Annotated in this window: 12 protein-coding genes; 3 read left to right on the top strand and 9 right to left on the bottom strand. The window is 73.4% G+C overall.

The features are described 5' to 3' along the window. The first annotated feature begins 590 nt into the window (after positions 1 to 590). Complete coding sequence (trpS, locus tag AB0E05_RS36135; RefSeq protein WP_361971802.1) at positions 591 to 1,586, top strand: tryptophan--tRNA ligase; 996 nt, start codon at positions 591 to 593, stop codon at positions 1,584 to 1,586. A 58-nt stretch (positions 1,587 to 1,644) separates the two neighbouring features. Here the strand turns inward: trpS and proC are convergent, their stop codons facing one another. The 6 genes from proC to AB0E05_RS36165 all read right to left on the bottom strand — a co-directional run bounded on the left by proC (position 1,645) and on the right by AB0E05_RS36165 (position 6,789). Beyond that, the gene (proC, locus tag AB0E05_RS36140) at positions 1,645 to 2,454 is read right to left on the bottom strand and encodes a pyrroline-5-carboxylate reductase (protein ID WP_361971804.1); all 810 of its coding nucleotides are present in this window, start codon (positions 2,452 to 2,454) and stop codon (positions 1,645 to 1,647) included. A gap of 125 nt (positions 2,455 to 2,579) precedes the next feature. Then, complete coding sequence (locus tag AB0E05_RS36145; RefSeq protein ID WP_361971806.1) at positions 2,580 to 3,701, bottom strand: FAD-dependent oxidoreductase; 1,122 nt, start codon at positions 3,699 to 3,701, stop codon at positions 2,580 to 2,582. 39 nt (positions 3,702 to 3,740) lie between these two features. Further along, complete coding sequence (sigJ, locus tag AB0E05_RS36150; protein WP_361971808.1) at positions 3,741 to 4,619, bottom strand: RNA polymerase sigma factor SigJ; 879 nt, start codon at positions 4,617 to 4,619, stop codon at positions 3,741 to 3,743. A gap of 60 nt (positions 4,620 to 4,679) precedes the next feature. Beyond that, positions 4,680 to 5,465, bottom strand: coding sequence for a class I SAM-dependent methyltransferase (locus tag AB0E05_RS36155; protein WP_361971810.1), 786 nt, complete (start codon positions 5,463 to 5,465; stop codon positions 4,680 to 4,682). Between the two features lie 383 nt (positions 5,466 to 5,848). Then, positions 5,849 to 6,313: a hypothetical protein gene (locus AB0E05_RS36160; protein WP_361971822.1), complete on the bottom strand. Its 465-nt coding sequence runs from the start codon at positions 6,311 to 6,313 to the stop codon at positions 5,849 to 5,851. Positions 6,314 to 6,471: 158 nt separating this feature from the next. Further along, a complete protein-coding gene (locus AB0E05_RS36165; protein ID WP_361971812.1) occupies positions 6,472 to 6,789 on the bottom strand; it encodes a peptidase in 318 nt (105 codons plus the stop codon). A 297-nt stretch (positions 6,790 to 7,086) separates the two neighbouring features. Between AB0E05_RS36165 and AB0E05_RS36170 the strand changes: the two genes are divergently transcribed. Then, complete coding sequence (locus AB0E05_RS36170; RefSeq protein ID WP_361971814.1) at positions 7,087 to 9,255, top strand: serine/threonine-protein kinase; 2,169 nt, start codon at positions 7,087 to 7,089, stop codon at positions 9,253 to 9,255. Between the two features lie 260 nt (positions 9,256 to 9,515). Here AB0E05_RS36170 and ilvD read toward each other — a convergent pair whose 3' ends face one another. The 3 genes from ilvD to AB0E05_RS36185 all read right to left on the bottom strand — a co-directional run bounded on the left by ilvD (position 9,516) and on the right by AB0E05_RS36185 (position 13,498). Further along, on the bottom strand, positions 9,516 to 11,363 hold the full coding sequence (ilvD, locus tag AB0E05_RS36175) for a dihydroxy-acid dehydratase (RefSeq protein ID WP_361971816.1): 1,848 nt from the start codon (positions 11,361 to 11,363) through the stop codon (positions 9,516 to 9,518). A 104-nt stretch (positions 11,364 to 11,467) separates the two neighbouring features. Continuing rightward, positions 11,468 to 12,304, bottom strand: a complete 837-nt coding sequence (locus AB0E05_RS36180) for a sugar phosphate isomerase/epimerase (protein WP_361971823.1) — start codon at positions 12,302 to 12,304, stop codon at positions 11,468 to 11,470. 234 nt (positions 12,305 to 12,538) lie between these two features. Next, positions 12,539 to 13,498 (bottom strand): Ppx/GppA phosphatase family protein, encoded by a 960-nt coding sequence (locus AB0E05_RS36185; RefSeq protein ID WP_361971818.1) that lies wholly within the window; start codon positions 13,496 to 13,498, stop codon positions 12,539 to 12,541. 41 nt (positions 13,499 to 13,539) lie between these two features. Between AB0E05_RS36185 and AB0E05_RS36190 the strand changes: the two genes are divergently transcribed. Continuing rightward, positions 13,540 to 14,376: a hypothetical protein gene (locus AB0E05_RS36190; RefSeq protein ID WP_361971820.1), complete on the top strand. Its 837-nt coding sequence runs from the start codon at positions 13,540 to 13,542 to the stop codon at positions 14,374 to 14,376. The last annotated feature ends 90 nt before the right edge of the window (positions 14,377 to 14,466 follow it).

The following is a 14,466-nucleotide window of genomic DNA, read 5'->3' on the forward strand; positions in this document are numbered from 1 at the left end:
GACTTTTGGCACGCTGTTGAGTTCTCAAGGAACGGACGCTTCCTTCAAGTCCCTCTCAGGACCCTCCGGGCTTTTCCCTTCGGTCTTGCGTTTCCGACTCTATCAGATCCTTTCGGGCCTGATTCCCGGTCGAAACTCGGGGTTCTTTGTCTTCCCGGCCTCTCGGCCCTTCCGACGAGTGAGACTTTAGCGGATTCCTGGCCCCGACGCTAATCGGGCTGCGTTCTCTCGAACGCGGATTCCTCATTTCACAAAAGCGCACTGAAAAGCAGGCGACAGCGAGTGCCGCTCGTTCGTAGTGTGTCTTGCGGAATGGTCGCCCGGGGACCGACCTGGGTCGGCGCTCACGTCGGACAACTCGGAGAACCCTACGGAGCCGCCGGGTGGGCTGTCAAATCCTGCTGGTGGTCCGCTAGAGTCCCCTCCCATGACTACGCGTACGTGCTTCCTTCAGTGGTGGGCCGCCTGACGGCGGCCGGCACAGACGCGCACACTACGGCCGCCGCCTCGGCGGCCGTTCTCGTTTCTCCCCCTCGGGGAGTGGGACCCGCCGGGTGCGGGGGCCCCACCGGGAGAAGAGGGAGAACGAGATGCCGAGGATCTTCAGCGGGGTCAAGCCCACGGGGCACCTGACGCTGGGCAACTACCTCGGGGCGATGCGCCGCTGGGTGGAGGTCGACCAGCACCGGGCGGACGCGCTGTTCAGCGTGGTGGACCTGCACGCGCTGACGATGGAGCACGACCCCGCGCGGGTGCGGCGGCTCAGCCACCAGGCGGCGACGCTGCTGCTGGCCGTGGGGCTCGACCCCGAGCGGTGCACGGTCTTCGTGCAGAGCCACGTCGGCGAGCACACCCGGCTGTCGTACCTGCTGGAGTGCACCGCCACGGACGGCGAGCTGCGGCGGATGATCCAGTACAAGGAGAAGGGCGCGCAGGCGCAGGCGGCGGGGCAGAGCGTACGGCTGTCGCTGCTCACGTATCCCGTGCTGATGGCGGCGGACATCCTGGCCTACGGGACGGACGAGGTGCCCGTCGGGGAGGACCAGACGCAGCACGTGGAGCTGACGCGGGACCTGGCGGTGCGGTTCAACCAGCGGTACGGGCACACCTTCACCGTGCCGAAGGCGACGCATCCGACCGTGGCGGCCCGGGTGATGGACCTCCAGGACCCGACGTCGAAGATGGGGAAGTCCCATGAGTCGGGTGCGGGGATCGTCTACCTGCTGGACGACGCGGACCAGGTGCGGCGGAAGGTGATGCGGGCCCGGACGGACAGCGGGACGGAGGTCGCGTACGACCGCGAGGGAAGTCCCGGGGTGGCGAACCTGTTGGAGGTCCTCGCCGCCTGCACCGGCGGGGAGCCCGGGGAGCTGGCCGGGGCGTACGGGTCGTACGGGGCGCTGAAGCGGGACGTGGCCGACGCCGTGGTGGAGCTGCTGCGGCCGGTGCGGGAGCGGCACGCGGAGCTGGCGGCGGACGGTGCGTACGTCGACGAGGTGCTGCGGAAGGGCGCCGACCGGGCGCGGGAGATGGCGCGGCCGAGGGTGGATGCCGCGTATGCGGCGATCGGTCTGCTGCCCGGGTAGCGGTGGGCGGACCCGTTCCTCGGGCCCTTCCTCGCGGAGGGCCCGAGGGACAGGGCGGTCAGCCGTTGCCGGAGGCGAGTTCGCGGCTGCGGTCGCGGGCGGCTTCGAGGGCGGCGATCAGGGCGGCGCGCACGCCGTGGTTCTCCAGTTCGCGGATGGCGCTGATGGTGGTGCCGGCCGGTGAGGTGACGGCTTCGCGGAGCTTGACGGGGTGTTCGCCGCTGTCGCGGAGCATCACGGCGGCGCCGATGGCGGCCTGCACGATGAGGTCGTGGGCCTGGGCGCGGGGCAGTCCGAGGAGGATGCCGGCGTCCGTCATGGCTTCGACGAGGAAGTAGAAGTACGCGGGTCCCGAGCCGGAGAGGGCGGTGGCGGCGTCCTGCTGGGACTCGGGGACGCGGAGGGTCTTGCCGACGCTGCCGAAGATCTCTTCGGCGTGGGCGACGTGGGCGGCGGAGGCGTGGTTGCCCGCGGAGATGACGGACATGCCCTCGTCGACGAGGACGGGGGTGTTGGGCATGACGCGGACGACGGGGGTGCCGGCGGTGAGGCGCTCCTCGATGAATCCGGTGGGGATGCCGGCCGCGGCGCTGATGACGAGGCGGTCGGCGGGCAGGTGCGGGGCGAGTTCGTCGAGGAGCTTGCCCATGTCCTGGGGCTTGACGGCCAGGATGAGGGTGTCGGCGCGCTTGGCGGCTTCGGCGTTGGTGACGGGGTCGACGCCGTAGCGGGTGCGGAGTTCTTCGGCGCGGTCGCTGCGGCGGGTGGTGACGAGGAGGTCAGCGGGGCGCCAGCCGGCACGGATCATGCCGCTGAGCAGGGCTTCGCCGATCTTTCCCGTGCCGAGCACTGCGACTGTCTGGGTCATTGCTCTGTTCACCTCGCCGCTGGGGGTATCTGCGGTCATCCTCCCATTCGGTGGGGGTCGGGCCGGGTGCGTTCGCGGGGCGCCCGGGTTCAGCCGCCGTCTGAACCCGGGGGCGGAGGAGGACGTCAGCCCATGCCGGAGATGCGGGGGAACAGGTCGGGGCCGCGGCGGGCCATGCGCAGGGAGAGGAGCGTGGAGCGGACGATCTGCTCCTTGACCACGGCGGCGGTGCGACCGGTCAGGACCCGGTCGCGCGGCGAGTCGTCCGGCCGTACGAACTGGACGAGGGCGTCGCGCCGGCCCAGGCTGACGCACTGGATCACATAGCGGAACTTCAGCGGCTTCGGCTCCTGCCCGCGCTGCTCGGCGATGATCGCCGAGGCCGCCTGGCTCCCGGTGGGCAGCGCGGCGGCGCACCCCATCCGTAGCTCGCCGGCCTGCACGGAGTGCGCGGCGGCGGCGTCCCCCACCGCCAGGACGTCCGGGTGGGAGACGGACCGCAGGACGGCGTCCACGGCGACGCGGCCCGAGGCGGGGGCGAGTTCCAGGCCCGCGGCGGCGGCCAGGTCGTTGTTGGGGACCATCGAGCCGGCCCAGACGACGGCGTCGGCGTCGACGGCGTCCGGGTCGGGGACGGCGACGCCCTCCTCGATGCGGACCCCGCGGGCCGTCAGCACCTCGTGGACGTGGGCGCGGCCCCGGTCGCAGTGGCCGGTGGCGACGCCGCCCGCGGTCAGCAGGCGCACCTTCCAGTCGGGGTAGGTCTCGGCGAGTTCGGCGGCCATCTCGATGCCGGTGAGGCCGCCGCCGACGACGGCGAGCGAACCGGAGCCGCCGCGCAGCCGTCGGCGCAGCGCCTGGGCGCTCTCCGCGGTGTGGACCCGCCCGTCGGACTCGGTGCCGGTGCGGCTGCCGAGGGCGTACACGAGTCGGTCGTACGGGAGGATCCCGCCGCCGTCGGTGGTGACCGTGCGGGCGGCCGGGTCGATGGCGGTGGCGCGCCGGGCCACGTGGCGCACGCCGGTGCCGCGCAGCAGCTCCGTCAGGGGGTGGCTGGCGTCGGGGCGGGCCGCGGCCAGTTCGTGCTGGCGGATCCGTTCGGTGAAGCGGTCGCTGGGGTCGACGAGGGTCACCCGGGCGTGCGGGGCGAGGCGCAGGGCGGTGAGCAGCCCGGCGTACCCCGCGCCCACGACGATGACCCGGAACCCGTTCTCGTGGTCGGCCTTGGTGCGGCGTGTGGTCGTCATGTTCAGGAGACGACGCGGGTGGCGAAAGTGTGACGGCGCTCAGGGGCTGAGGGAGCCGAAGTCGAGGTGGGTGAGTTTGTCCGGGTTCAGAACGACGTCGATGCGGATGACGCGGCCGGCGTCGACGGTGAAGCCGTACACCGCCTCCCAGCCCTCCTCGGGGTCGCCGAGCACGAGGCCGGGCGAGCCGTTCACGTCGTACGGGGCGAGCCAGGTGCGGCCGGGGACGAAGGAGCGCATCAGGCGGTCGATGAAGCGGGCGACCTCGGTGCGGCCCACGATCGGGACCCGGGCGGCGAACACCTTTCCGCCGCCGTCCGAGCGCCACACGACGTCCGGGTCGAGGACCTCCAGCAGCGCGTCCATGTCGCCGCCGGTGACCGCGGCGAGGAACGCGTCGACGGTCCTGCGGTGCTCGGCGTGGTCGACGGTGGCGCGGGGCGCCTCGTCGCGCACCCGGCGGCGGGCGCGGGAGGCGAGTTGGCGCACGGACCCGGAGGTGCGGCCGACGACGTCCGCGATCTCCTGGAACGGCACGGCGAAGACGTCGTGCAGGATGAACGCGGTGCGCTCGGCCGGGGTGAGCCGTTCCAGGACGGAGAGCAGGGCGATGCCCACGGACTCGTCGAGGGTGACCCGGTCCTCGGGCCCGCTGTCGGTGACGACGGGCTCGGGCAGCCAGGGTCCGACGTACGACTCGCGGCGGGCGCGGGCGGAGGTGAGCTGGTCGTAGCAGATCCGGCTGACCACGGTCGTCAGGTACGCGGCGGGGTCGTCGGCCTCGCCGTCCGGCAGCCGCTGCCAGCGCAGCCAGGCGTCCTGCACGGCGTCGTCGGCGTCGGCGACCGAGCCGGTGATCCGGTACGCGATGCCCCACAGGCGGCTGCGCTGCCGTTCGAACAAGATCAGCTCGGCCATGGTCGGTCCTCCGTGCGCGGTGTCCGTCGGGCGGCGGCCGGTGCTCCGACCGCCGGGTGGTCAGGGGGTGGACGAGACGGGGACGGCGATTGTGACAGTCAGCTCGACCGCGTACTCCTCGCGGACCACTCCGTCCGGGAAGACCTTCAGCAGCGCGGCCCGCTCCTGCGCGAGGACGTCCTCCGCCGCCGCGCCGAGGGTGAGGAGGAGGGAGTGGCTGGAGAGGTTGTCGAGGTGGGTGGCGAGCGGGACGGCGCGGGACCAGCGGACCGTGCGCTCCATCGGGCGCAGCGGCGCCGGGAGGTCCCGGGCGGGGCCGGGTGCGCCGTGGCTCCAGGCCGGCATCGCGCGGCGCAGTCGCTGGTGCTGGGCCACGGCCCAGGGGGCGGTGGTGTCGGCGACGTTCCACCACAGGGCGAGCGCGCCGCCGGGGCGCAGGACGCGCAGCGCCTCGGGGACGGAGCGGCGCGGGTCGGTCCAGTGCCACGCCTGGGCGTACGTGACGAGGTCGGCGCAGCCGTCGACGAGCGGGAGGGCGTCCCCCACGGCGCGCACGAGCGGGACGTCGGGGAGGGTGCGGCGGAACTCGTACGCCATGCCGGCGCCGGGCTCCACGGCGGTGACGCGGGCGCCGCGCTCGTGCAGGAGTCTGCTCGCTATTCCGGTGCCGGCGCCGACGTCGACGACGTGGGAGCCGCGCAGGGGGCGGCCGGTCAGCTCTTCGACCACGTCGAAGAGGGCGGGCGGATAGCCGGGGCGGGCGGCGGCGTACCGGGCGGCGGCGGTGTCGAAGGAGCGGGCGCGGTCGTACTGGGTGTGGATGGGAGGGACGGCGTGGTTGCTCATGCTGGGGATCCTGGCCGCGGGAGGGGTCTTTCACGCCTGCGCTGAGGCTGCGGCCGGGCGGGCTGCCGGGGTGAGGGCGTGTCCGCGGAGTCCCGCGTGGCCCTTCCGGCAGTGCCGTTGCCGAGGCGGCGGGGGCGCCGTGGGATGTGCGCGGTGAGGGCGTCTGCGGCCGGTCTGTGGTTTGTCGCGCATCCCTCCGTGCCCCTCGATGCCTCCGCCCCAGCCCGCAGGCGCATGACGGGGGGCAGCGAGTCAGGTGGCCTCTGGGCGTAGGGGGAGGAACTGCGCGACCAGCCCACCGCCGGACCGCGGGAACCCAACGCTCCACAGGGCTACGGCGGCTCCGTCCAGCGGCACAGCAGTCGGGAACTTGTGGACAGGTCCTAGGGCCGCTTCCGCCTCTGCTTGCGCTGGCCGGCGCGGGCCGCGGGGTTGCCCGTGCGGGAGCGGCGGCGCTTGTCGTACTGGACGCGGGCCGTCTCGTACTCCTCGCGGTGCAGCTTCTCCCCCGGCGCTTCCTTCAGGGTGCGGAAGAACCAGGCGAGGAGGACGCCGATGAAGCCGATGGTGTTCAGGGAGCGGAGGGCGTCCGGGGTCGCGGCGCCGGTGGGGCGGCGGGTGAAGCCCTCCCAGGTCTTGCGGAAGGCGATCGCGCTGCACACCGCGAACATCACGACGACCAGGGCGTTCAGGAAGCCGCCGACCTCGGCGATCGCCAGGCCCTCGTAGCCCAGGCGCAGCGCGAAGGCGCCGACGACGGCCGCGGCGAGCGCGCCGACGGCGACGCCCGCGCGGCGCAGGCCGTATCCCTGGTCGTGCTCGACCCAGGTCGTGCCGAAGAATCGGATGGGTTCGGGCTGCGGGCCGGCGGCCGTGCTGCCGTCGTCGCCCGCCGCCGCGCCCGCTTCCGCGTGGGTGCTGTCGCCCGTCTGCTGCTGCTCGCTCACGGTGTCGATTATCCCCACGGTGCGGGGCGGGCCCGGTCGGAGGTGGCGCGTCGTGGGCGTCAACAGCGGATGGCCACGTAACCGTCGCTGCCGGTCCGTACGTACGCGTCCGAGACGAACTCGCCGTTGCCGATGTTGTCCCAGATGCGGGAGGTGCCGTACGGGCCGGTCACGGCCTGCCCCGGCTTCTGGCAGAAGATCCGCACGCTGGCACCCACCGGGAGGGTGCGGACGTGGTCGTACTGGGTGCCGGGGCCCGAGCGGACCTTGAGCGCGACGCCCGGGGCGACCGGGTAGCGCTTCGCGGTGGCGGCGGCCGTCAGGGTCTGCGGACCGGTGGACTCGTCGGCTTCGGGCCGCACTTCGTCAAATGCCATGGAAATCCCCCCGTTTGGTGGAAGTGCGTGGGTCACGGTACGCGGCTCGCCCGGCCGCAGCCAGCCCCGACTCGCACTGACCATCGACTAGGCTCCGGGAGATCGCGCAGGCGAACGAGCCGGGTCGAGCTGGGGAGCGTCTTCGAAGTAGCGCCGTCCACCCCTTTGGGCGGGCCTGGCGGGGTCTGGTGCGTGCGATCTCCCCCCGTGCCCGAAGGGCCACGGGGGAGAGGGCGCGTGCCGGGGCACGGCAGGCAGACGGGACTGTGACGACGCGACCAAGGGCGGGGGTGGGAGATGCCACCGCTGCGGAGCGCCGGGGGTTTCCCTGGAGGCAGTCAACCGGAACCGGAATCGGGGCCGGCGTACGCCGGGCAGTACCACCTCGAATCCTGCCTCGGGACCGGCGGCATGGGCGTGGTGCACCTGGCCACCTCGGCGTCGGGGCTACGGCTCGCGGTGAAGGTGATCCACGCCGAGCACGCCACGGACCCCGAGTTCAGGGCGCGTTTCCGGCAGGAGGTCGCAGCCGCGCGACGGGTCAGCGGAGCCTTCACCGCGCCCGTCGTGGACGCTGACCCGGATGCCGAACGGCCCTGGATGGCGACGCTGTTCATCGACGGCCCCACCCTCGCGGAGCGGGTGAAGCGGAACGGCCCCTTGGACGTCGACGAGGTGCGCAGGGCGGGTGCCGGGCTCGCGGAGGCGCTGCGGGACATCCATCGCGCCGGGGTGGTCCACCGCGATCTGAAGCCGAGCAACGTGCTCCTGGCCCCCGACGGCCCGAAGGTCATCGACTTCGGCATCTCCCGGCCCGCGGACAGCGATCTGCGCACGGAGACGGGGAAGCTGATCGGGACGCCGCCCTTCATGGCGCCCGAGCAGTTCCAGCGACCGAGGGAGGTCGGGCCCGAGGCGGACGTCTTCGCGATGGGCTCGGTGCTGGTGCACGCGCTGACGGGGCGGGGGCCGTTCGACTCGGACAGCCCGTACGTGGTGGCGTACCAAGTGGTGCACGACGAGCCCGATCTGACGGGGGTTCCGCCGGGGCTGGTGCCGCTGATCAGCCGCTGTCTCGCGAAGGACCCGGCGCGGCGGCCGACGCCGAACGAGGTGATGGCGGAGCTGCGCGAGGCGGCGTCGCCGACGTCGGCGTACGACACGCAGGCGTACGTACCGCTGCCGCGCACGCCGGACCCGCGGGAGCGGGCGCCCGAGGTGCCGGATCTCCTCGTACGGGACCGGATACGGGCGCGGATACGGGCGCGGCTGAGCGGGCGGCGGCGGTGGGCGGCGGTCGCGGTGGTCACGGCCGTGGTGTCCGCGGTCGTGACCGGGGTCGTCGTCTCGCAGGTCCCGGGGGACGAGGGCGGGCCGCGGGGGACCCGGGGCGCTGGCGGCGGCCCGGGCCCGAAGGCGCCGTCGGCGTGGGACGTACGGCTCGGCGACGGGCGCGGCGAGGAGCGCACGCCGGCGTGCACGTACGCACCGAAGAGCGCCGCGCTCTACTGCGCCGCGCCGGGGGTCGTGGCGGCGCGGCTCGACCCGGCGACGGGGCGGCGGGCGTGGGCGCGGGAGGGCGGCGACGGCGGATCGTCGTCGGTCGGGCCGCGGCCACCGGTCGTGGCGGGCGGCCTGGTGCACGTGCGGTCGTCCGACGGGCAGCGGACGGAGGCGCTGGACCCGGCGAACGGGCGGGTCCGGTGGTCGGCGCCGACCGCCGCGTACTCCTCCGTGCGGCACGTCGGGGACGTGGTGCTGCTGGGCAAGGACGACGGGCGGGTACGGGCGCTGGACGCGCGGACCGGCCGGGAGCTGTGGCAGGGGCGGCACGGCGGGGCGGGCACGGAGTGGGCGGGTGCGGGCGGGATCGGCCACGCCGTGACGGCGCTGGCGGACGGATCCGCGTCCGAGGTCACCGCGGTCGACCTCGCGACGGGCGCGGTGCGCTGGGAGAAGCGGGTCGCGGGCGCGCTGCGGCCGGTGGGCGCCTCGGACGGGGCGCTGTACCTGCACGCGGTGGACGCGGCCGGGGACACGAAGGAGGTCGTCCGCGTCGCGGGGGCGACCCCGCCGCCGACCCGCACCCGCCTGCCGGCGCCCGTCCCCCAGGCCCAGGCGACGCTCGCCGGCGACGTGGTGTACCTGAGCGGCGCGGGCGGCTCCCTGGTCGCGGTCCGCGGCGGTGCGCAGCTGTGGCGTACGGAGACGGGCGCGACGCAGTTGTCCCGCCCGACGGCGGACGCGCAGGCGGTCTACGTGAGCGCGGGCGACGGCCGGCTCCTGGCCCTGGACGCGACGCGCGGTTCGTACACGGGCCAGACGGACCCCCGCATGGACGGCGGCGAGAACACGTACACGTCCTACCTGCCGCCTCCCGTGCTCGCCCCGCCGACGACCGTCGTCGGGACGGCCCCGAGCGGGGTGGTGTTCAGCGTCTCCGCGGGCGACGCGGGGCGGTGGTAGCGGGCGGTGGAGACGCTCCGGCCTGCGGCCCGAGCGCGTAGCGCCCCCTGTTCCCGCCCGGAAGGCAGGGGTGTCGAGGGGCGCTCGCCCCCGGATTGCCTGTGCGGAGTCGGGTGCGCTGGAGGGCGCGTGAGCCGAAGGGGTGCGCGGGCGAGCAAGGGAGAACACGCGCAGATCGCGAGGTACGAGCGATTGGGCATGATCGACCGTCGAGCCTGCCAGAGCACCCCGGAGGCGAACCGAGCCACAAAAAATGGGAGCTACAGGCGCGTCACGTCGCGGACCGCGCCGCGGTCCGCGCTCGTCGCCATCGCCGCGTACGCCCGCAGCGCCGCCGACACCTTGCGCTCCCGGCCCTTCGGCTCGTACACCCCGCCCAGCGCCTCGCGGCGCGCGGTCAGTTCGGCGTCGGGGACGAGGAGGTCGATCGTGCGGTTCGGGATGTCGATGCGGATGCGGTCGCCGTCCTCGACGAGCGCGATCGTGCCGCCGGACGCCGCCTCGGGCGAGGCGTGGCCGATGGACAGCCCGGACGTGCCGCCGGAGAAGCGGCCGTCGGTGACCAGGGCGCACGACTTGCCCAGCCCGCGGCCCTTGAGGAAGGACGTCGGGTAGAGCATCTCCTGCATGCCGGGGCCGCCGCGGGGGCCCTCGTAGCGGATGACGACGACGTCGCCCTCCTTGATCTGCTTGGCGAGGATCTTGTCGACGGCCTCGTCCTGCGACTCGCAGACGACGGCCGGGCCCTCGAAGGTCCAGATCGACTCGTCGACGCCCGCGGTCTTCACGACGCAGCCGTCGACGGCGAGGTTGCCCTTGAGGACGGCGAGGCCGCCGTCCTTGCTGTAGGCGTGCGTCGCGTCGCGGATGCAGCCGTCGGCGGCGTCGGTGTCGAGGGTCTCCCACCGCTCGGACTGGGAGAACGCCTCGGCGGAGCGGACGCAGCCGGGCGCCGCGTGCCACAGCTCGACCGCCTCGGGCGACGGGGAGCCGCCGCGGACGTCCCAGGTGTCCAGCCACTGCTTGACGGACGGGGCGTGGACGGCGTGGACGTCCTCGTCCAGCATGCCGGCGCGGTACAGCTCGCCGAGGATCGCGGGGATGCCGCCGGCGCGGTGGACGTCCTCCATGTAGTACGTGCCCTGGGGGGCGACGTTGGGGGCGACCTTCGCGAGGCAGGGGACGCGGCGGGAGACCGCGTCGATGTCGGCGAGGCCGTAGTCCAGCTCGGCCTCCTGCGCGGCGGCCAGCAGGTGGAGGATCGTGTTGGTGGAGCCGCCCATGGCGATGTCGAGGGCCATGGCGTTCTCGAACGCGCCGCGGGTGGCGATGGAGCGCGGCAGGACGCTCGCGTCGTCGTCCTCGTAGTACCGCTTGGCGATCTCGACGACCGTGCGACCCGCGTCCTCGTACAGGGCGCGGCGGGCGGTGTGCGTGGCGAGGACGGTGCCGTTGCCCGGCAGGGACAGGCCCATGGCCTCGGTCAGGCAGTTCATGGAGTTGGCCGTGAACATGCCGGAGCAGGAGCCGCAGGTCGGGCAGGCGTTCTCCTCGATGCGCAGCATGTCCTCGTTGGAGACGGCCTCGTCGACGGCGTCGACGATCACGTTGACCAGGTCCAGCTTGCGGACGGTGCCGTTGACGAGGGTGGCCCGGCCGGCCTCCATGGGGCCGCCGGAGACGAAGACCGTGGGGATGTTCAGCCGCAGGGCGGCGTTCAGCATGCCCGGGGTGATCTTGTCGCAGTTGGAGATGCAGATCAGGGCGTCGGCGCAGTGCGCCTCGACCATGTACTCCACGCTGTCGGCGATCAGGTCGCGGGACGGCAGGGAGTAGAGCATGCCGCCGTGGCCCATCGCGATGCCGTCGTCGACGGCGATCGTGTTGAACTCGCGCGGGATCGCGCCCGCCGCCTTGATCGCCTCGCTGACGATCCGGCCGACCGGCTGGAGGTGGGTGTGCCCAGGCACGAACTCGGTGAAGGAGTTCGCCACGGCGACGATGGGCTTGCCGATGTCCGCGCTGGCTACGCCCGAGGCGCGCATCAGGGCGCGGGCACCCGCCATGTTGCGGCCGTGGGTGACAGTGCGGGACCTCAGCTCGGGCATCGTCGCTCGCTCCTCGGTAGACAGGTCAGTACGGGAAAGCCTACGCCGCCGCTCCAAGATCTGGACGCGCCGTCCGGGATGCGGGACCGGAACGGTGCCTTCCGTCACGCGCCGCGTGCTCCCGGTGTCCCCTCCGGCCGGGACACGGCGGCGGGCGAGGCCAGGTGGAGCCGGGTGAAGGCGAGGGCTTCGGCGAGGTCGGCCTCGCGTTCGGCGGTGGACATGGCGCGGCGGGTGTTCACCTCGATCACCACGTGGCCGTCGTAGCCGCTGCGGGCGAGACGTTCCAGCAGCTCCGCGCAGGGCTGCTCGCCGCGCCCGGGGACCAGGTGCTCGTCCTTCGCGGACCCCTTGCCGTCGGCGAGGTGGACGTGGCCGAGCCGGTCGGCCATGCGGTCGACCATGGCGAGGGTGTCGGAGCGGGAGGTCGCGGTGTGGGAGAGGTCGATCGTGAAGTGGCGGTAGTCGTCCTTGGTGACGTCCCACTCGGGGGCGTACGCCAGCAGCTCGCGGTCCTTGTAGCGCCAGGGGTACATGTTCTCCACGGCGAACCGGACGTCCGTCTCGTCCGCCATCCGCCAGATGCCGTCGACGAAGTCCCGGGCGTACTGCCGCTGCCAGCGGAAGGGCGGGTGCACCACGACGGTGGAGGCGCCCAGCTTCTCCGCGGCGGCGCGGGCGCGCTGGAGCTTGGCCCAGGGGTCGGTGGACCAGACGCGCTGGGTGATCAGCAGACAGGGCGCGTGGACGGCGTGCACCGGCACCTGGTGGTAGTCCGAGAGCCGGCGCAGCGCCTCGACGTCCTGGCTGACCGGGTCCGTCCAGACCATGACCTCGACGCCGTCGTAGCCGAGGCGTGCGGCCACCTCGAAGGCGGTCGCGGTGGACTCCGGGTAGACGGAGGCCGTGGACAGCAGGACCTTCGCCCGCGGGATGCGCACGGCGGCGGGCGGCGCTGTCGCGCCCGCGCCGGTGTCTGTTGCCGGTTCTGCCACGGGACACAGCGTACGGGCCGGGGCGGGGCGACGGGCTGCCCGGTCCGGCCGGTGGAGGGGTCCCGGCGGACCGTTGCGGTGGTGGCGCGCCCGGCGCGGGTGGGTCCGGACGGATCCGGGCGGGGTACGGGTCGGCCGGCGCTCCGGTCGGTATCCGAGCCGACCAGCGGTCCGGTCGGTCTACGAGCCGACCAGCGGTCCCACCGCAGGTGCGGCCGGCAGGTGGTCCAGCCGGCGCAGGATGACGCCCTCCCGCAGCGCCCACGGGCAGATCTCCAGCTCCTGCGCGCCGAAGAGGTCCATCGCGGCCTCCGCGACGAGGGCGCCGGCCAGCAGCTGGCGGGCCCGGCCCGCGGAGACGCCGGGCAGCTCGGCGCGCTGGTCCGCGGTCATCGCGGCCAGCTTGGGCACCCAGTCCTGGAGCGCCTTGCGGCTCAGCTCGCGCTGGAGGTACAGCCCGTCGGACTCCCGGGCCGCCCCCGCGATCCGGGCGAGCTGCTTGAAGGTCTTCGAGGTGGCCACGATGTGGTCGGGCGGTCCGAAGCGGCTGAACTCGCCGACCGTACGGGCGATCTCCGCGCGGACGTGGCGCCGCAGCGACCGCACCGCCTCGGCGTCGGGCGGGTCCCCGGGGAGCATGCCGGCGGTGAGCCGGCCCGCGCCCAGCGGCAGGGAGACGGCCGCGTCGGGCTCCTCGTCGATGCCGTACGCGATCTCCAGGGAGCCGCCGCCGATGTCGAGGACCAGCAGCTTGCCGGCGGACCAGCCGAACCAGCGGCGGGCGGCGAGGAAGGTGAGCCGGGCCTCGTCCGCCCCGGTCAGGACCTCCAGGTCGACCCCGGTGTCCGCCTTCACGCGGGCGAGGACCCGGTCGGCGTTGCTGGCCTCGCGCACCGCGGAGGTGGCGAAGGACAGCACCTGCTCGCAGCCCTGGTCCTCGGCGGACTCCATGGCGCGGCCGATGGTGCCGATGAGTCGGTCGACGCCCGCGGGGCTGATGGCGCCGTCGGCGTCGAGGAGTTCGGCGAGGCGCAGTTCCGCCTTGTACGAGTGGGCGGGCAGGGGGCGGGCGCCGGGGTGGGCGTCCACCGCCAGCAGGTGCACTGTGTTCGAACCGACGTCGAGGACTCCGAGTCTCATGAGTACGAACGCTACTGCGGCTGCGGACATACCCTTGACCTGTGCCAAAGACGAAAAAGGCGAAGCCGGGCAAAGCAGAGCGGTCGAAGCGGTCCGGGGCGGCGGCCCCGGCGGGACGCGACGAGGTGGGCCTGGACTTTGCGCGGGCCTGGGTGGAGTTCCCCGACCCCGCCGACGACGAACAGGTCTTCCGCTGCGATCTGACCTGGCTGACCTCCCGGTGGACCTGCATCTTCGGGAGCGGCTGCCAGGGCATCGAGGCGGGGCGGGCCGACGACGGCTGCTGCACGCTCGGTGCGCACTTCTCGGACGACGAGGACGAGAAGCGGGTGGCGGACCATGTGGCCAGGCTCACGCCCGAGGTGTGGCAGTTCCACGACGTGGGGTCGCGCACGGGCTGGGTGCAGGAGGCCGAGGACGGCGATCCCGGCGACCGGCAGACGCGGCGCTGGAAGGGCTCCTGCATCTTCCAGAACCGGCCCGGCTTCGCCGGCGGCGCCGGCTGCGCGCTGCACATCCTGGCCCTGAAGGAGGGGCGGGAGCCGCTGGAGACGAAGCCGGACGTGTGCTGGCAGCTGCCGGTGCGGCGGACGTACGACTGGATCGAGCGCCCCGACGACACGAAGGTGCTCCAGATCTCGATCGGCGAGTACGACCGCCGCGGCTGGGGCCCGGGCGGGCACGACCTGCACTGGTGGTGCACCTCGGCGACGTCGGCGCACGGCGCGGGCGAGCCGGTGTACGTCACCTACCGGCCCGAGCTGACGGAGCTGATGGGCAAGGAGGCGTACGAGGTGCTGGTGGGGCTGTGCGAGGCGCGGCTGGCGTCGCAGCTCCCGCTGCTGGCGCCGCACCCGGCGGACGGCAAGAAGGCCTAGTAGTGCTTCGTTATCTTGAGTGATCTTGCTTGGTGGTGGGCATCTTTGTGGTGTGAAGCTGGGGGATGTTGAGCGGCTCCGGGGTGAGTT

Source organism: Streptomyces sp. NPDC048057, assembly GCF_040653095.1.
In the GTDB taxonomy this organism is placed as follows: domain Bacteria; phylum Actinomycetota; class Actinomycetes; order Streptomycetales; family Streptomycetaceae; genus Streptomyces.